Source organism: Streptomyces sp. NBC_01314, from assembly GCF_041435215.1.
Lineage (GTDB): Bacteria > Actinomycetota > Actinomycetes > Streptomycetales > Streptomycetaceae > Streptomyces.
This window is the reverse complement of sequence record NZ_CP108394.1, coordinates 5,462,474-5,479,723: the sequence shown is the minus strand read 5'-3', so window position 1 is coordinate 5,479,723 and position 17,250 is coordinate 5,462,474. Positions and strand designations below refer to the sequence as shown.

Below are 17,250 nucleotides of genomic sequence, written 5' to 3'. Positions count from 1 at the left end.
GGGTCACGTCCGGCTCCACTTCTGGTTGTTCTGACCGTTGCAGGCCCACAGGACGAGCTTCGTGCCGTTGGCGGTGCCCGCGTTGTAGGCGTCCAGGCAGAGACCGGAGTTGACGTTGACGATCGTGCCGTCCGTGTTCACGTTCCACTGCTGGTTGGTGGCGCCGTGGCAGTCCCAGATGACGACGCGGGTGCCGTTGGAGGTGCCGCGGTCCCAGGCGTCCAGGCACTTGTTGCCGTAGACGACGAGTTCCTTGCGGGAGGTGTACGTGAAGGCCTGGTTCTGGCCGCCGGAGCAGGCCCACAGCTGGGCGTCGGTGCCGTTGGTGATGGTGTTGTCGTTGATGTCGGCGCAGCGGCCGGAGGCCGTGCCGGTGATCAGCGTGCCGTTGGTGCCCGGCAGCGGTCGTACGACGATGCCTTCGAGGGTCGGGGCGCCGGAGAACGTGATCGTGTTGGTGCTGCCCTTCGTCAGGGCCATGGCGACGGAGATGTTGCCGGGGGACGAGCCGGTCGGCGGGAAGGAGACCTTCGTCGACGTCTGGCCGTTGACGGTGAGGGTGCCGACGCGGGCCGTCGACGTGTTGTTGGTGTAGGAGACGTCGACCGTCTTCAGGCCGGTGTTCCCGGCGACCACACCGGAGAAGCTCGACGTGCCGGTGTACGAGCTCGCCGACTGCTCGGTGCCGCCCTTGACCGTGAGCATCATGGAGGAGCCCGCCGGAACGCTGGTGGTGTAACTCGTGCCGGGCGTACCGACGTTCGTCCGGCTCCACAGGTCACGGACGGTCGCGGAGGCGTTCGTCAGGCCCAGGTCGGACCAGCGGATCGTCATGTTCTGCGTGGTGGAGGTGCGGTTGAGGAGGACGACCGCGCGGTTGCCGGAGCCGGAGAGGACCTTGCCGTACACCTGGAGGCCGGTGGTGTCCTCGGCGACCTTGACGCCCTGGAGGCCGCGGGGGTCCTGGTCGACGGCGATGACCTCGGAGTTCTTGAGGGTGTTCACCGTCTCGGTGGTCATGGTGGTGAGGTCGTTGCCGGCGAGCAGCGGGGCGCCGGAGACCGCCCACAGGTTCATGTGGGTGCGGTCCTGGCCGGCGGTGAGCCCCATGCCGATCAGCAGCATGTCGGGGTCGTTGACGTAGCCGGTGTGCTGGGCCGTGGGGTGCACGTTCCGGTCGTAGTTCGTCAGCATGTTCGCGTACGTCAGGGACTGGCCGTGGTAGAAGATGTCCGTGTTCGTCCGCCACATCGGGCCCATGCCCGGTGCCCAGTTCCAGGGGTTGGAGTAGCCCCAGTTGCACAGGGAGAGGGCGAGCGGGCGGCCGGTGGTGGCGGTCGCGGTGGCCACGGCGTCGCTGATCGCCTGGTAGGTCGTCTTCGGGTCGAGGCCCTCGGCGTCACCGCCGCACCAGTCGACCTTCACGAAGTCGAAGCCCCACTTGGAGAACTGCGTCATGTCCTGGACGTAGTGGCCCTCGCTGCCACTGCCGGGCGCTGCCGGGCGGCCGGTGGGGAAGTAGTAGCCGCAGCCGTCCTTGCCGGCGTCGGTGTAGATGCCCGCCTTCAGGCCCTTGCTGTGGATGTAGTCGGCGATGGCCTTCATGCCGCCGGGCCACTCGGCCTCGTCGATGGTGATGTTGCCCGCGCTGTCGCGGGTGCCCTGCCACCAGCCCTCGTCGATGTTGATGTACTCGTAGCCGGCCTCGGGCAGCCCGGCCGCGACGAACGCGTCGACCTGCTGCTTGATCACGTTGTAGTCGACCTTCGCGGCGAAGGCGTTCCAGGAGGCCCAGCCCATCGGGGCTTCGGGGACCGGTATCTGGCGGTCCGTGACCGCCACGGGCGCGGCGTCGAGACGCGTCTCCGGGGCGGGCGTCGCGGTTGTCGCGTTCATCGGCTGGGCGAAGAGCAGGGCGGCCGTCGCGGCGGTCGCCAGGGTGACGGCGCGAATCGCCGCGTTTTTACAAAGCCGTTTGATACCACGGGAGTTGGCACGCGGAGGGGGGGTCATGCGGCTCCTTCAATGGATACCCGGAGGTCGATATCTCGAACGGGGATCGGCTTGCCGAACATGCTGGCTGGCCGAAAGTAGAGCCGGGAGAGAAGGAAGTCAACGGCTGTGACAGAGGTGGTTTTTGAACCGGTCACATTCTGACGGCGCTGAGCCGGAAAAGCGATGGCGCCGAGCCGGAAAAGCGACGGCTCCGAGTCGGGAAAGTGGCGACGCCGAGCCCGGAAGGGGCTCGGCGTCACGCTTCGGCGGCCGGGTTTCATGACGGGAACGCAGACACGCCGAGACTGGGGGAGGGCCGGTCGGCCCCGGTGGTGGTCGGCCTGGTCAGGCCTTGTGACCGGTCACCTTCGCGATCCACTTGATGAAGTCGGCCGCGTCCTCGTTCGCGCCGTGGCCGCCGTCCCAGTACATGGAGGCGTTGACGTCGTCGCCGAGGTTCTCCAGCTTCGCGGCGAGGTTGCCGACGACCGTGAGCGAGGTGTCGCTGTCCTTGGTGCCGACCCGGATCCACCAGTGCCTGGCGCGCCCGGGGTTGGCCTTCGCGAGGAACGGCATCGGATTCATCAGCTTCAGCGTCTCGGGCAGGTCGCCGGCGAGGCGCGCGCCGGCGCTGCCCTCGTGGCGGAGGCTGTAGAGCGTGAAGTGGCGGGCCTCGGTGGTGCCCTTGCCGAAGAGGTTGTTCTCACCGGAGGACAGGTCGAAGGCGTCGAAGGCGGGGGCGTCCTTCTTCCGGGCGCCCACGTGCGTGAGGAAGTCCGCCCAGGAGAACGTCGCCCTGCCGCCGGACCAGGTGATGAAGGTGTTGCTCGCCAGATACGTCGTCCGGTCCGCGTCCGACAGTGCGGCCAGGTACCTGGTGGCCGACGGCTCCAGGAACGTCCTGACCAGGTACTCGTCGAGGTTCCGTACGGTCAGTGTGCCGAGGCCCTTGGCCTTGAGCTTCAGCGAGGCCTGGTAGTCGGTGAACGCCGCCTTCAGCTCCTTCGACACCGTCCGGTCGACGAGCGAGCCCGAACCGAGCTTGTTGGCGCCCCAGTTCCACTCGTAGGCCATGTCCGCGTGCTCCAGATCGGTGATCGGGCACCAGTCGCCGCTGGCGAAGATCGCGTCGGAGGCGTCGGCCGCGCCGATCTCCTTCAGGTACGCGTCGTACAGCGGGCTGTCGCCGGACGCGCCGAGGAGCGCGGACAGCGCACCTCCCGCACTGGTGCCGGACGACACGATGCGGTCGGTGTTGCCGGGGATGCGGCCCTTGTTGGCGCGGACGTACCGTACGGCCGCCTTGAGGTCCACGATGGCGGCCGGTGCGACACCGTAGTAGGCCCCGTCCGCGTCGACGAGGGTACGGCCACGCGCCCCCGGCTCGACCACGACGTATCCGGCGGCGAGCGCGAGCTGCGCGTTGCTGACGGACTGCCCCCGCTGGTCGAGCTGGCCGTTGCCGCCGGACTCGACCTCACCCGAGCCGGTCCCCGTGGACGCGGAGGCGGACGCGCTGGGGGCGCCCCCACCGGGCATCCCGGTCATGCCCCCGCCGCCGACCCCCGTGGCCTCGGCCACCGAGGAGGGCATGTAGCCGCCCACCGAATTCGCGAACAGAATCGGCGCGTTCGTCGCGTCGACCGTCTTCCCGTCGATCTCCACGGGCACGCTGACGTTCAGCGACTGGTACGTCTCGTCGACCGGCTTCGTGACGTACGTGATCGCCTTGTGGAAGTGGTAGGTCACCTCCACATCACCGTCGTCGGTCGTGATCGTCGTCGTCAGCTCGGTGTAGTCGTCCTTGTCGAAGGCCAGGGCGCCCGAGGCGGTGGAACCGGAGGACCCCGAGGACTTCGCGGAGCCGCTGCCCGCCGCCCGGGCGCTGAGGGCGAAGCCGCCGACGGCCGCCGCGCCCGCGGTCGCGCCGAGCCCCATGATCACGTTCCTGCGCCTGACTGCCCTGTGCTTCACCGCGCCACTTCCTTCGCTCGCGTTCCCTGCTTGTTTCTGCTTGCGAACGTACGGGGGCGCTCGAAAAATCGTCAACAATTCTGTCTCATTCATCGTTGACACATAGCGGCTCACAGGGGAAGCACAGCGCGCGAGCGGCTGAAACCGCTATTCCGTCGCCCGCTCGCGTCCCCAGGCGGCCAGCGGCTGGAGCGCGTCGTTGAGGCGCGTCCCGTCCTCGGTCAGCGAGTACTCGACGCGGGGCGGCACCTCGTCGTAGGAGACGCGGTGCACGACGCCGTCCGCCTCCATCTCGCGCAGATGTGAGGCCAGCACCTTCTCGCTGACACCCGGCAGCAGCCGACGCAGCTCACCGAAGCGGCGGCAGGGGTGCTCGTGCAGCGCCCAGAGAATCAGCACCTTCCACTTGCCGCCGATCACCTCCATCGCGGTGTCGATCCCGCAGGCGTGTCCGTTCGGTGCGCCCGGCCGGTTCAGCGTCGTCATGCCCCACCCCTCCGACGTGCTCGCTCACCTCAGGGTAACCACCCACTCCGAAGTGCGTACTTGATCACTTCCGCGCCCGTGACCAGCCTGTTCGGCATGACACAGAACTTTGCCGAGAAGACCTCCGTCACCTTGCTGGGACTCGGCGCGATGGGCACCGCGCTGGCTCGTGCCTGGCTCGCCGCCGGCCATCCGCTCACCGTCTGGAACCGCAGCCCGGCCCGTGCCGCGGCGCTCGCCGCCGAGGGGGCGAGGGTCGCGGACAGCGCCGCCGAGGCGGTCGCGGCGAACACCCTGGTCGTCGTCTGCCTGTTGGACGACGCCTCTGTCGACGAGGCGCTGGCCGGCGCCGACCTGGCCGGCCGCGACCTGGTGAACCTCACCACCAGCACCCCCGCCCAGGCCCGCCGCCTCGCCGAACGGGCCCGTGAGCGAGGCGCCCGCTACCTGGACGGCGGCATCATGGCCGTCCCGCCGATGATCGGCGTCCCCGAGGCAGGCGGTTACGTCTTCTACAGCGGCGCGCGCGAGGTGTTCGAGCGGCACCAGGAGGCTTTGGGCGTCCCGGCCGGCACCACCTACGTGGGAGAGGACGCGGGCTTCGCGGCCCTGCACGACGTGGCCCTGCTCAGCGCCATGTACGGGATGTTCGCCGGGGCCGCGCACGCCTTCGCCCTGATCCGCAAGGAGGACATCGACCCCGCGTCCCTCGCCCCGTTGCTCGCCGACTGGCTCGTCGCGATGGCCCCGTCCGTCCACGAGACCGCCGACCGGCTGCGCAGCGGTCACTACACCGGGGGAGTCGTCTCCAACCTGGCCATGCAGGTGGCCGGCACGCCGACCTTCCTGGACACCGCCGAGCAGCAGGGCGTCAGCCCGGAACTGCTCAGCCCCTACTTCGAGCTGATGCGCCGCCGCCTGGCCGAGGGCGGCGGCGAGGAGGACCTGACGGGGGTGATCGACCTGCTGGTGCGCTGACTGGCGGAATGGTGGGTGGACGCCACACCTCGGCCCCGCCCCGCCGCCGCGCCTCGGGATGCGTCGGCGGCGGGCGTCGGTGTGGTGCCGTCCGTGCGTACCCGCTACACGTGGCCCACGATGTGGGCGGCACCGCGAGATGCCTGAACGGGCTGTCGGCAGTCCGGGGCGGCCGGTGGCGGGGGCTGGCCGTCGAGGGCTCGGCAGAGGGCGGCGTGGAGGTGTTCGGCTTCGGCAAGGGTGAGGGTCAGTTCGGTGTCGGTGGGGTGGCCGCCGGTGCGGGTCAGCCGTAGGGGGACGGCGAGACGATCGTCGTCGGTCCGGCGCACCGGTCGCCCTGGTGCGCGCTCGATGGTCCAGCTCATGACGCCGCCCCGCCCCTTCCGATCCTCGCGAGGCGGTACGCGCCCCACAGTTCTCGCCCGGCCTCGCACCCGTCCTGCGCCTTGGGGATGCCCTTGCAGCCGCCGTCGCACCTGCGGGTGTGCTCGAACCACAGCCGGTAGGCGCGGAGCATGGGCATCTCGGCGCGCTGGACGGCAGCCCCTACTCGTCCGCCGGTCATCAGTGCACCTCTGCGAACTGGCGTGTGCGAGCCGGTGCTGCCAAGCAGCTCGGTGTACGGCCACGTGCGCGGGTCTGGAAGGCGCACTCCCGCTTCCGCTCGACGGCGGCCGGGTAAGGCCGGACCATGGCGTTCGCAGCGACGGCGGCCAGGTAGGGCCGGACCATGGCGTTCGCAGCGCCGTCGAGAGGGGTGTGCAGTCCGTACGGGGAGCGGTGGGCCGGGAGCGAGGAGGTCGCCGCGAGAGGCGCCTCGGAGACCCGGTCGGGGGCGGATACCGGCGTGCGCTCGCCCGCTCGGCGTCTGCCGGTGCCGGGCGCCCATACGCCCAGTACCCGTTTCACCAATGTGTGGATAATGCTCACTGCCATCAGCTCCTCTGGGTTTGGCTGGTGGCCACGCCCCCGGACGGTTGCGCCCGTCGCGGGGGTCCTCACTTCGGCAGCGAGTCCGTGACCTGTGTCTGTGATCAAGGGCCTCGCCGCATGCCGCTCCTGGTGGCGCTGTGGTCCCACCGAGGCATCCATCGTGGTCATCGTCGCGTCCCTCCGGAGCACCCGCGTTCGGCGTGGTCCATCACCGGCCGTCGAGGCCGCCGTCCCACTAGGCTCGTCCGGTGATGCATACGAAGGTAGAAGTCCGTGATCACTGCTTGAAGTGACTGCGAGTACAAGTGCTTTGCTGCGCGCGCACGGGATGGGGCTGTTTATGCAGTCGAGTTCGCGACCAACCCTGACCAGCAGTCAGGGAACAGTCGCTCGCCCTCGCACGGGCGTCATTTCCGGCCATGTCTTCCGGGTCATACGAGAGCAGGCGGGGCTCACCCAGGACGAAGCGGCTGAGCGGCTGCGCGTGTCCGCGGACACGATCGCCGGGTGGGAGTCCGGCCGTCGCCCTCTGACCGCTGTACCGGTCGGGCAGATGCTCGTGCATCGTCACCGGCTCATGCAGATGGGCACCGTGCCTGCGCTCCTACGGTCCCTCGACCGTGCTTTGGAGGCAGACGTCCTCCTCACCGGGGCCCTTGACGACGCAGCAGGGATCGAGGACAGCCCGCTCGGGGCCTGCGTCATGCAACGTGATCTCGTCGAGGTGCTCGCGTGGCCTCTCAACCACGTGCCACCCGGACCCGTCCGTGACCTCCCTGCCGCGCCCCGCAGGCGCCGAGGACCCACGCCGGACGGGCCGGAACTGTCGGCGTCCGACCGGATCCGCTTCTTCACCCAGATGCGGCGTACCGCCGAGCAGGCCCGTGGCGAGGATCAGTTCCTCCTTCGCCGCCAGGCCCTGTACCTCGCTGGGTACGACGATCAGTCCGACACCTCGGAGTGGCTCGCCCACCAGCAGGCCACCGAGCGCCCTGGCGACTGGCTCACACGGTGGCTCAACTCCCGTTCCGTCGCAGCCGTCTCTGCCCGGCAAGGAGACCGGGACGGCATGAGTCACTTCATCGACACAGCCCTGATCGACGATGAGGCCGGTGAGGCAGCGAACCTGAACTACTGGGCGTACTGGATCGGCGAGACCGCCCATCTCGAATTGACCGACGGCTTCATCGCCACCCGCACTCCCGGGTCATGGTCGGGTGACAAGCTGCTCGCTCATCTTGCTCAGGGATTCGCCCCGCATCACGGCTACGTCGATCTCAACATCCATTCCGTGTGGTCCCTGCTCCAGATCCGGCCCCACCTGCTGCGATCCGGTACGGCTAGCCGGGCCCTGCGCGACCGGCTGCCCGTGATGTTGGATAGCCGGGAGCTGTCAGTGCGCGGGCGCCGGGAGCTGGAGAGCATCCGATACGCAATCCGCCTCGCCGAGGCGTGAGAGGAGTCCGACGTGGCTGAAGACCTGTCGGCCGTGGCGCGCTTCCTGTACGAGGCGGGGACGCTGAAGCAGACCAAGCGCACCGGCTGGTGGATGGCCGGCGTACGCGATCCGGAGTCGGTGGCGGAGCACTCGTGGCGTACCGCTCTGCTCGCCACGATCATCGCGAAGCTCGAAGGCGCAGATCCCGCACGCGCGGCCTACCTCGCGGTGTGGCACGACTCCCAGGAGACGCGGACCGGTGACGTGAACTACCTGGGCAAGAAGTACTCCACCGAAGCGGACCCTCAGGCGGTCACTGACGACCAGGTCGCCGGTATGCCCGAGATCCTGGCCTCGGCCGTGCGGGAACTCGTGGCCGAATACGAGGCGAAGGATTCCGCCGAGGCCATCTGTGCCCGGGACGCCGACAAGCTGGAATGCATGATCCAGGGCATCGAGTACAAGGCCCAGGGCTATGAGAACGCGCAGCGCTGGATCGACAACAGTCGCGGACGGCTCACCACGAAGTCGGCCAACGAACTCGCTGACGCGGTGCTGGCGACCGGGTCTCTGGACTGGTTGCGTACAGCGCTTGGTGAGAAGCGGAGTTGATGTCGGGCCGGTAGTCGGGGCATGCCCGGCAAGACGCTCGGCCGGGAGTGCCCGGCCGAGCGCTTGTCGTAGTCGTATGCCGCTACGCCGACTCAGTCATGCCAGCTACTTCGTCGCCGTCGGCCTCCTGGACGCCGCCGTCGCCCCGTCCACGTCCGTCAGCGGGCGCAGCCGGTACGTGTAGGAGTAGTCGCGGTTGGCGAAGAGCTTGTACTCGTCGTGGGTGTGGGCGCCCCAGCTGTTGTCGCCGCCGACTCCCATCTGTCGGTGGTTGACGCGCAGGACGACGGTGTCGCGGGGGGTGAGGTGGTAGTCGTGGCGGAGGCCCGTCGACAGGTCCTCCGGGGTGAAGTACGAGGCGTTGACCTCGATCAGGGAGTCGCCCGAGACCAGCAGGCCCACACCGTCGCGGTCGGTGACGGCGGCCCAGCGGATGTCGGTCTTGTTGCCGTTCTCCTGGGGGCGGATGTAGCCGGACCACTGGTCGGCGACCTCGCCGGAGTAGAGGCCCACGTCGGTGCCGTTGTTGCGGTCCCAGTGGTTCTCCTCGGGGCCGCGGCCGTAGTAGTGCAGGCGGTCGAGGCGGCGGTTGAGCAGGAGCAGGTTGCCGACCTCCGGGATGTAGGGAAGGGAGGCCGCACCCGGGTGCAGGGTGTTGTCGACCTTGATCTCGCCGTTGCCGAACACCGTGTAGGTGGTGGTGTACGTCGACTCGGTGGTCGTCGGGAGGGTGCCGGTGACCTTGATCTCCACGGCCCGGTCGCCGCCCAGGGGGCGGACGGTCACGGCCGTCACCTTGCGGTTCGTGCCCGCGTCCCGCCAGGTCTGGTTGCGGGTGTGCTGTCCGTTGCCGTGGTCGTTGTCGGTGGGGGCCCGCCAGAAGTTGGGCACGGGACCGGAGGTGATCAGCCGGGTGCCGCCCGCCTTGTACGACGTGATCGTGCCGCTCGCCCGGTCGATGGTGACGGAGAAGCGGCCCGGGTAGCCCTTGCCGGTGATGGTGACGGCCTCGTCGCTCTCCTCGTACTTGAGGACCGGGACGTCGGCCAGCGGTACGGGTGTCACCGCCGGGCTGCCCGCGTCGACGGACAGCTGCTGCCGGGCCACCTCGAAGCCGGATTCGGCCCACGGGGCGGCGTCCTGGGTGGTGAAGGAGAGTTCGAGGAAGTACTCGGTGCCGGGTGCGGGGGAGGCGGGGAGGCTGAAGGGGACGGTGATGTCCTTGGTGGAGAGGGGGCCGACGTCCAGCTGGTCGCGGGTGAGGCGGCCCTGCTGGATCTTCTTGCCGTCGGCCACCAGGGCCCAACTGCCGTCGAGTTCGCGGAGGTTGGTGAAGAGGTACTCGTTGGTGAGGGTGACCTTCGTCGAGGTCAGGGTGGTGCCGGTGGCCGGTTTCGCGTGGACGGCCTGGTAGATGCGCTTGACCTCGGCCGCCTTGCCGGTGTGGCCCCGGTCGGCCTTGATGATGCCGTCCGCGACGAAGGCCCCGTCGTTGGGGTTGTCGCCCCAGTCACCGCCGTACGCGAAGAACGAGCGTTCCTTCGCCCTGCTTTCCGCCACCTCGACCGTCGCCGCGTCGAACCAGAACCGCACCCCGTCGTCGCCGGGCCCACGGCTCCCGGAGGCCAGCTCGGTCCGGCTCAGGGCGCGCGCGTACACGCCGGCCCGCCGGATCGTGCCGCTGAACTCGCGCGTCGGGTTGTCCGTGTCGGTGCCGAGCGCGAGCGGAGCGACGTTCACGCTGGGCCGGCGGGTCGTGGTGCGGGTCGCCTTCACCTCGCCGTCGACGTAGAGCGTGAGGGACCCGGCCCCGGCGTCGAAGACACCGGCGACATGGTGTTCACGGCCGGTCCAGCCGTCGGCCGGGAGTCCCCAGCTGACGCTGACCCACTGGCCGCCGCCGTAGATGAAGAACTCGATGCTCCGGTCGCTCTGCTTCAGCGCGTACTGCGTGTCGCCCTTGGCGATGATCGGCTGGTGGCCGCCGAAGACGTGCGGGGTGACCCAGGCCTCCAGCGTCAGGGAGCCGGTGAGGTCGAGGGCCGGGTCGCGGGTGAAACCGGTGGCGCCGGACACGCCCTTGTCGCGGCTGAACGTTCCCGCCGCGGTGAGGAGTTGACCCTGCAGCCCGTTCGGGCCGGCATCGGTGAACACCTTCAGCCTCGGGATCGGCCAGGTCAGCGACTGGTCGACGAAGTCCCAGATCCAGCCGCCCTGCAGGACGGGGTAGCGCCGTACGAGATCCCAGTACTTCTTGAAGTTGCCCATCGAGTTCCCCATCGCGTGCGAGTACTCGATCATCACGTACGGCCGGGTGTCCGAGGTGTCCTTCGCCCGCTGCTCGACCCGCTGCGGACTGTCGTACATCTCCGAGCGGATCTGGCTGATCGTCGGCCGGTCGTCGCCCTCGTACTGGATGACTCGTGTCTTGTCGTACGACTCGATCCAGTCGCGCATGGCGACGAAGGAGGAGCCGCCGCCCGCCTCGTTGCCGAGGGACCAGATGACGACGGAGGCGTGGTTCTTGTCGCGGTGGACCATGTTCCGGGCGCGGGCCACGCAGGCCTTCGTCCACTCGGGGTCGTTTCCGGGAAAGCGGTCGCGGATGCCGTGCGTCTCCAGGTTCGTCTCGTCGACGAGGTAGAGGCCGTACTCGTCCGCCAGCTCGTACCAGAGCGGGTTGTTCGGGTAGTGCGAGGTGCGGACGCTGTTGATGTTGAGCCGCTTGATGATCCCCATGTCCTCGACCAGGTCGGCGCGGGTGAGCGCCATGCCCCGGTCGGGGTGCATCTCGTGCCGGTTGGTGCCCCGGAAGGAGACCGGCTTCCCGTTGATCCGCATCAGCCCGTCCTTGAGGGCGAACTCGCGCAGGCCGACGCGGTGGGAGAGGGTCTCGACGATCTGGCCGCGCGGGTCGCGCAGGTGGAGCACGGCCGTGTAGAGGTTCGGGTGCTCGGCGGACCACAGTTCGGGCGAGGGGACGGCCTTGGCGGCCTGGACGGTCACGTCCTCGCCGACGTCGGCGCCGACGGCGACGGACTGGACGAGGGGGCGCGGCCAGACGGCGTGGCCGCGGGCGTCGTAGAGCTGGGTCTCGACGGAGTACGCCCCCTCGTGCCCGGCCTCGTACGCGCGGACGCTCGCGGTGACGGACAGCTCGGCGGTCGTGTAGCCGTCGCCGAGCGGGGTGTCCAGCTTGAAGTCGCGCAGGTGCACGGCCGGGGTGGAGTACAGGTAGACCGAGCGGAAGATCCCGCTCAGCCGGATCATGTCCTGGTCCTCCAGCCAGTCGCCGTCCGAGTACCGGTACACCTCGACGGCGATCTGGTTCGACCCCGGCTTCAGGTGCTTGGTGATGTCGTACTCGGCCGGGTCGTACGAGTCCTCGTGGTAGCCGACGAGTTCGCCGTTGATCCACACGTAGTGGGCCGACTTGACGCCCTCGAAGTGCAGGAAGGTACGGCGGTCACCGGCCGTCCAGTCCTTGGGGAGCTGGAAGGTGCGCCGGTACTGGCCGACGGGGTTGTAGCGGGTCGGCGCGTTCGGCGGCTGCGCCTCCTCGCCGAGGCCGTTCGGGCCCCACCACGGGTAGGTGATGTTGACGTAGATGGGGAAGTCGTAGCCGTGCAGCTGCCAGTTGGACGGCACCGGGATGGTGTCCCAGTCCCTGTCGTCGACGTCCGTTTTGTAGAAGTCCTCGTCCCGGTCGCCCGGCCGGTCGACGTACGCGAACCGCCACTTGCCGTCGAGGCTCAGCCGGTACGGGGAGCGGGTGCGGTCGCCGGTGAGCGCCTGTCTGACGTCCTCGTACGGCATGAGGGTGGTATGGGGCGGTTCGGCGCCGACCTGGAAGAGCGCCATGTTGCCGGACCACTCAAGGGTGCCGTCGGCCTGCGTCCCACTGAGGGGGGCCGCGTAGGCGTCGCCGCCGGAGACGGCCAGGGCACCGAGGAGGGCGGCGCCGCCTTCCAGCAGACGGCGGCGGCTCATGACAGGGCGGGCTTCTGGGGTGCCTGTGTGCGGGTGCGGGTGGGTCATGTACCGGGGCCTTCCTCGACGACTTTGGAGAGTGCACGTGTTGAGGAGCGTTCGATGTGTCGGATGCGTCTGATGCTGTCCGAAGTTGTTGAAAAACCGGGCCCACCCTAGGACTTCGAACAGAACGGGAGCAATGAATCTGTCGCACTTTGTGCGGTCGTGAGGGTGAGAGAGGGGGGAGCGGGTGACGGCCACGTGGGTGCGGGCCCCGGTGTTGACCCGGCCGCGGCCCGTCCCGCCGCTTACGGTGCCCCCATGGTGGCGGGTGTGGCATGGGCGTCGTGCGCGGCGGTGTGCATGGGCACGGCGACCGTGCTGCAGGCGCTGGGCGCGCGGCGGGCGGCGGCGGAGGAGGGTGCCGGGGGTGCGCGCGGCCGGGGGCGGACCGTGGTGGAGGTGCTGCGCGGCTGGCCCTTCCTCGCCGGGGCGGGCCTGGACACTCTCGGCTTCGCGGCGCAGGTGGTGGCGTTGCGGCTGGTGCCGTTGTTCCTGGTGGAGGCGGCGGTCGCCGCGTCGCTGGCGGTCACGGCGGTGGGCGGCACGGTGGTGCTGGGGCTGCGGCTGCGGCGTGCCGAGTGGAGTGCCGTGGCCGTCGTGTGCCTGGGGCTGGCGACGCTCGCGGTGGCCGCCGGGCGCGCGGGCGACGGACACGGTGACACCGGGCTGCGGGTGGCGGTACTGGTCGCGTCGGTGCTGGTGGTGGCGGGCGGCTGGATGCTGGGCGACCGGCTGCGGCGGGGCCGGGCCGTCGTGCTGGGCGCGGCGGCGGGCCTGAGCTTCGGCCTCACCGCGATCGCCGTACGCCTGCTGCCGGACGCGACCGTCCCCGCCGTCCTGGCCCAGCCGTCCGCGTACGCCGTGGTCGTCTCCGGTCTCGGCGGCTATCTCCTCCTCGTCCAGGCCCTGCAGTCCGGCTCGGTGACGGCGGCCACGGCGGCGATGGTGGTCTGCGAGACCGTCTGGCCGGGCGTCTTCGGGGTGGCGTGGCTCGGCGACTCGACGCGGGCCGGGTACGGGTGGCTGGCGGTGATCGGGTTCGTGGGCTGTGTGGGCGGTGGGGTGGCGTTGGCGCGGTTCGGGGAGGCGGGGGAGGACACCGAAGAGACGGGGGAGGACGCCGGGACGGCCGGGCAGGGTGTCGGGGAGGCGGGGGAGGGTGGCGCCCGGGGTGGTAATTCAGTGCCGTGAGCCAGGCAGTTGAGGGAACATCGGAGGGGTGACCCCACCACACGACGCCCACCGCACCTCCGCCGCAGTCGACGCGGCTGTCGGAGCAGGACGCGATCTCGGACTCACCGTGGCTGATGCCAAGGTGCTCCACGACGTCTTCTCCGTCGTCGTCCACCTCGCGCCCTCACCGGTCGTGGTCCGGATCCCCACGGTCCTGCCACCCTCCGAAGACCTCGATTCCCTCGCGCGCCGCCAGCGGGCGGAACTGGACGTGGCACGATGGCTCGCCGACCAGGGAACCCCCGTGATCGCTCCCAGCCCGCTCGTGCCCCGGGAACCCGTTCAGCGCGACGGGCTCTCGATGACGTTCTGGCAGTTCGTCGAGGAGGACCGGGACAAGGAACCCGACTACGTGGCGAACTCCGAAAGCGTTGCCGACCTGCACGCCGCGATGCGCGCCTACCCGGGCCGTCTGCCGTTTCTGTCCGCGGCCGATCCGCGGTTCATCGCGGAGAGCCTCACCGCGCTCGACAAGTTCCCCGGCCTCATCGGCGCGCCCGAGCTGGACCGCGCACGACGCGAGTGGCAAGTCCTGGAACCGCTGGTGCGCTCACGCACGGTGTTCGAAGAAGCGTTCCCGGGGATCGACCTCCAGCCCATCCACGGTGACTCCCCGCCGGCGAACATCTTCTCCGGGGTGGACGGGGACCTCTACTCCGACTTCGAGCTGGTCACGCTGGGCCCCGTCGAGTGGGACCTGGCCGCTCTCGGGCCGGTTCACGAATCCGCGTACAACCGTGGCGCGGAGCGCAACGGCACGCGACTGCTGGACGAGCATGTCCTGAGGTTCGTGAACGCCGTGGGAATGCTGCGGATCATCGCTTCCCTCACGCTCGTGCCGCAACTGCCCGAGCTGGTGGAGTACCTCAAGCCGGCAGTCGACCAATGGGGGACGATGCCGTTCGCCGGGGGCATGGCCGGCTGACGCCGGGACGGCTGACATCGAGTGCCGAGAACATGCCGGGAAATCCGTCGGCAACCTCCGCACCGGTCGGCGGCGACCACAGGGTGAAGTGAAGGCACGTGGAATCCCGCCCCCACCAAGGGAGTTCACCATGCGCACCCGCATCGCAAGACTGCTCACCGTGCTCGCCGCCGTCCTGGCCGTGCTGCTCGCACCCGGCCTGACGACCCCGTCCGTCGCGCAGGCGGCGAACGACCGGTCCGCCCAGGCTCAGCAGACCGAAGCTCAGGCGCAGACCCAGGCCGAGGCGGCGGTCGCCGCCGCCGCGGCCGTCTGGAACCCACCCTCGAACCTGGTCCAGCCGCTCAACGAGGTCTGGAACCACGTCGAGTCCACGTACGGCAACCTGTACGGCTTCCGCAACTACGGCTGGGACCAGATCATGGCCAACCGCGGAAGCGTCAACTACTGCGTCCGCTGGGAGTCGGACCAGCCGGTCAGCACCGCCCTGCGCGACCAGATCCACGCCGCGCTGAAGAAGCAGTTCGGCAAGTGGATGGCGGCGATGGTCGACAACGGCCAGGGGCACAACGCCTGGCCGTACACCAACGTCCCCGTCAACATCGTCGGCTGGGCGGTGAAGAACCGCTCCACCCTCCAGTGGAGCGACAACTCCGTCGACATCTACACCAACATGCTGGACGACGGCGGAGCCCCGCAGTGCGCTCCCGACTGCGGCCGCTTCTTCCACCAGGACGGCAACTACTCCCGCTGTCCCGGCGGCGCCGCCCGCCACTACGACCAGTCCCTCTGGCTCACCGAGGGCTTCGGCGGCGGCGCCGGCGGTGACTGGGGGCAGCGGATGGGCCGCTCCTACTTCACCGGCGCCCTCAACCAGGAGAACATCCACATCTACCTGCACGAGGTCGGCCACACCTTCGGCCTCGACGACTTCTACGACTGGTCCCCCACCGGCCAGTGCTGCTTCCTGATGAAGGCCGGCAGCGCCACCCAGATCACCGAGTTCGACAAGTGGATGTTCCGTGACTTCTGGCGCCACATGAAGTCCCGGTACGGCCTCTGACACCCACCTTTCACCGACGTGGGCGGGGCCGTGACAGATGTCATGGCCCCGCTGTGAAGGCGGTCGTCCACGGGAGGGATGCGGGGCGCACCGGCTGTTCGTGACAATCGCCTGACAGGAACCGGGAGTTGACCGTCCGGGACCACCGGGAACGTCAGGATCGAGGGGGACACGCCGTGCGTATCAAACGTCTCGTCGGGACCGCGCTGGGCACCACACTTCTGCTCGTCACGGCGGCGCCGACGGTGTCGGCCGCGCCCGGGGCAAAGGGCCCGCCTCCGGCGCCCACCGGGCTGGACCGGGCCGAACTGCGCGACACGCTCGACGCGATACACGAGGCCGGGATGTACGGCACGTACTCGTCCGTGCGTGACGGCAGGGAGCGCTGGACCGGTGCGTCCGGGCTGGCCGACGTGGACACGGGCCGCAAGGTCACCCCGAACATGCGGCACCGTATCGGCAGCATCAGCAAGACGTTCACGTCGGTGGCGATCATGCAGCAGGTGGAGCGGGGCCGGATCAGTCTCGACGCCCCGGTCACCGACTACGTCCCCGAACTGTTCGACGGCACCGACGCCGACCGGGAGCGCGGCGACGCCATCACCGTACGCATGCTCCTCAACCACACGAGCCACATCGGCGACTACGTCATCGGCGCCTTCCCCTCCCTCGCGCAGAACTCCACCACCAGCCTCGACGAGGGGCGCTTCCGCTCGATCAGGCCCCGGGAACTGGTACGGCTGGGCCTGGCCGCCGACGCCACCGGCCGCCCCGGCGCGCAGCCCGGCTCGTACTCCAACACCAACTACGTCGTCGCCGGCCTGATCCTGGAGAAGGTCACCGGCCAGAAGGCGTCGACGTACATCACCCGCAACGTCATCGACCGCGCCGGGCTGGACAACACCTCGTACCCGCGCACCCCGTACATCAAGGGCCCGCACGCCAGGATGTACGAGTCCTTCTTCGGGCTCATCGACCCGCCCCGCGACTACAGCGTCTACGACATGTCCTGGGCCTACACCGCCGGCGCGATCGTCTCCACGACCGACGACCTCAACCGCTTCTACCGCAAGCTGCTCACCGGCGGCGGTCTCGTCAGCCGGGCCTCCCTCGCCGAGATGCAGCGCACGGTCCCGGTGGAGGTCGGGCCGGGCGCCGCCATCGACTACGGCCTCGGCATCTACACCCTCGACCTCCCCGGCTGCGGGCGTTTCTGGGGCCACGACGGCGGGGTCTTCGGCGCCGGCACGATCAGCCTCACCAGGGCGGACGGCAAGCGCCAGCTCTCCATGGGCCTGAACCTGATGAAGTACCAGCGCCTCAACGAGGACGGTACGGCCCTGGAGCCGAGCCCGATCGACGAGGCGATCAACACCCACCTCGTCGAGGGGCTGTGCCCGACAGCGGACACGGGTGAGGAGCCGGGCGCGGGCTCCGGGGCGGCGCTGAAGTCCGGGATCGCGGCGGCGGACGCCGGGCGGATCCTTCCGGACGGCCTGGCGGGTGTGGATCTGTCCACCGGGAGCCGACTGGTGGCCCCGAACCGGTAAACCCGTTCCTGCGTCACGGCCGCTGGTG

At 69.5% G+C, this 17,250-nt stretch carries 14 protein-coding genes; 7 read left to right on the top strand and 7 right to left on the bottom strand.

Annotation, left to right across the window (positions count from 1 at the left end):
• Positions 1 to 3: 3 nt before the first annotated feature.
• The 3 genes from OG622_RS24015 to OG622_RS24005 all read right to left on the bottom strand — a co-directional run bounded on the left by OG622_RS24015 (position 4) and on the right by OG622_RS24005 (position 4,455).
• Positions 4 to 2,013: an RICIN domain-containing protein gene (locus OG622_RS24015; RefSeq protein ID WP_371578691.1), complete on the bottom strand. Its 2,010-nt coding sequence runs from the start codon at positions 2,011 to 2,013 to the stop codon at positions 4 to 6.
• A gap of 327 nt (positions 2,014 to 2,340) precedes the next feature.
• Positions 2,341 to 3,933: a subtype B tannase gene (locus OG622_RS24010; RefSeq protein WP_371584194.1), complete on the bottom strand. Its 1,593-nt coding sequence runs from the start codon at positions 3,931 to 3,933 to the stop codon at positions 2,341 to 2,343.
• A 183-nt stretch (positions 3,934 to 4,116) separates the two neighbouring features.
• Positions 4,117 to 4,455: a winged helix-turn-helix transcriptional regulator gene (locus OG622_RS24005; RefSeq protein WP_371578690.1), complete on the bottom strand. Its 339-nt coding sequence runs from the start codon at positions 4,453 to 4,455 to the stop codon at positions 4,117 to 4,119.
• A gap of 96 nt (positions 4,456 to 4,551) precedes the next feature.
• On the opposite strand from OG622_RS24005, the gene OG622_RS24000 reads away from it, so the two are divergent.
• Positions 4,552 to 5,433: an NAD(P)-dependent oxidoreductase gene (locus tag OG622_RS24000; protein WP_371578689.1), complete on the top strand. Its 882-nt coding sequence runs from the start codon at positions 4,552 to 4,554 to the stop codon at positions 5,431 to 5,433.
• A gap of 104 nt (positions 5,434 to 5,537) precedes the next feature.
• Here OG622_RS24000 and OG622_RS23995 read toward each other — a convergent pair whose 3' ends face one another.
• Genes OG622_RS23995 through OG622_RS23985 form a run of 3 tightly spaced genes read right to left on the bottom strand, consistent with a single transcriptional unit; the run spans position 5,538 to position 6,369 of the window.
• Positions 5,538 to 5,798, bottom strand: a complete 261-nt coding sequence (locus OG622_RS23995) for a hypothetical protein (RefSeq protein ID WP_371578688.1) — start codon at positions 5,796 to 5,798, stop codon at positions 5,538 to 5,540.
• Entirely contained in the window at positions 5,795 to 5,998 is a 204-nt protein-coding gene (locus OG622_RS23990; protein WP_371578687.1) for a hypothetical protein, read from the bottom strand. The genes OG622_RS23995 and OG622_RS23990 overlap by 4 nt, the downstream gene beginning before the upstream one ends.
• Entirely contained in the window at positions 5,998 to 6,369 is a 372-nt protein-coding gene (locus OG622_RS23985; protein WP_371578686.1) for a hypothetical protein, read from the bottom strand. The genes OG622_RS23990 and OG622_RS23985 overlap by 1 nt, the downstream gene beginning before the upstream one ends.
• Before the next feature lie 325 nt (positions 6,370 to 6,694).
• Here OG622_RS23985 and OG622_RS23980 point away from each other — a divergent pair, with 325 nt between their 5' ends.
• Both OG622_RS23980 and OG622_RS23975 read left to right on the top strand, forming a co-directional pair.
• The gene (locus OG622_RS23980; protein WP_371584193.1) at positions 6,695 to 7,822 is read left to right on the top strand and encodes a helix-turn-helix domain-containing protein; all 1,128 of its coding nucleotides are present in this window, start codon (positions 6,695 to 6,697) and stop codon (positions 7,820 to 7,822) included.
• 12 nt (positions 7,823 to 7,834) lie between these two features.
• A complete protein-coding gene (locus OG622_RS23975) occupies positions 7,835 to 8,416 on the top strand; it encodes an HD family hydrolase (protein ID WP_371578685.1) in 582 nt (193 codons plus the stop codon).
• Between the two features lie 105 nt (positions 8,417 to 8,521).
• On the opposite strand, the gene OG622_RS23970 is transcribed toward OG622_RS23975, so the two are convergent.
• A complete protein-coding gene (locus OG622_RS23970; RefSeq protein ID WP_371578684.1) occupies positions 8,522 to 12,454 on the bottom strand; it encodes a glycoside hydrolase family 2 TIM barrel-domain containing protein in 3,933 nt (1,310 codons plus the stop codon).
• Between the two features lie 255 nt (positions 12,455 to 12,709).
• Between OG622_RS23970 and OG622_RS23965 the strand changes: the two genes are divergently transcribed.
• From OG622_RS23965 to OG622_RS23950, 4 genes are all read left to right on the top strand, one after another.
• Entirely contained in the window at positions 12,710 to 13,642 is a 933-nt protein-coding gene (locus OG622_RS23965) for a hypothetical protein (protein WP_371578683.1), read from the top strand.
• 28 nt (positions 13,643 to 13,670) lie between these two features.
• Complete coding sequence (locus OG622_RS23960; RefSeq protein WP_371578682.1) at positions 13,671 to 14,609, top strand: phosphotransferase; 939 nt, start codon at positions 13,671 to 13,673, stop codon at positions 14,607 to 14,609.
• 130 nt (positions 14,610 to 14,739) lie between these two features.
• A complete protein-coding gene (locus OG622_RS23955) occupies positions 14,740 to 15,672 on the top strand; it encodes a hypothetical protein (RefSeq protein WP_371578681.1) in 933 nt (310 codons plus the stop codon).
• 176 nt (positions 15,673 to 15,848) lie between these two features.
• Positions 15,849 to 17,222: a serine hydrolase domain-containing protein gene (locus tag OG622_RS23950; RefSeq protein ID WP_371578680.1), complete on the top strand. Its 1,374-nt coding sequence runs from the start codon at positions 15,849 to 15,851 to the stop codon at positions 17,220 to 17,222.
• Positions 17,223 to 17,250: the final 28 nt, after the last annotated feature.

Bases quoted from the DNA above. Each gene is read 5' to 3' on its own strand.
- OG622_RS23995 (WP_371578688.1), bottom strand. From the start codon at position 5,798: ATGAGCTGGACCATCGAGCGCGCACCAGGGCGACCGGTGCGCCGGACC.
- OG622_RS23965 (WP_371578683.1), top strand. From the start codon at position 12,710: ATGGTGGCGGGTGTGGCATGGGCGTCGTGCGCGGCGGTGTGCATGGGC.
- OG622_RS23955 (WP_371578681.1), top strand. From the start codon at position 14,740: ATGCGCACCCGCATCGCAAGACTGCTCACCGTGCTCGCCGCCGTCCTG.
- OG622_RS23970 (WP_371578684.1), bottom strand. From the start codon at position 12,454: ATGACCCACCCGCACCCGCACACAGGCACCCCAGAAGCCCGCCCTGTC.
- OG622_RS23990 (WP_371578687.1), bottom strand. From the start codon at position 5,998: ATGACCGGCGGACGAGTAGGGGCTGCCGTCCAGCGCGCCGAGATGCCC.
- OG622_RS24005 (WP_371578690.1), bottom strand. From the start codon at position 4,455: ATGACGACGCTGAACCGGCCGGGCGCACCGAACGGACACGCCTGCGGG.
- OG622_RS24010 (WP_371584194.1), bottom strand. From the start codon at position 3,933: ATGGGGCTCGGCGCGACCGCGGGCGCGGCGGCCGTCGGCGGCTTCGCC.
- OG622_RS23980 (WP_371584193.1), top strand. From the start codon at position 6,695: ATGGGGCTGTTTATGCAGTCGAGTTCGCGACCAACCCTGACCAGCAGT.
- OG622_RS24000 (WP_371578689.1), top strand. From the start codon at position 4,552: ATGACACAGAACTTTGCCGAGAAGACCTCCGTCACCTTGCTGGGACTC.
- OG622_RS24015 (WP_371578691.1), bottom strand. From the start codon at position 2,013: ATGACCCCCCCTCCGCGTGCCAACTCCCGTGGTATCAAACGGCTTTGT.
- OG622_RS23985 (WP_371578686.1), bottom strand. From the start codon at position 6,369: ATGGCAGTGAGCATTATCCACACATTGGTGAAACGGGTACTGGGCGTA.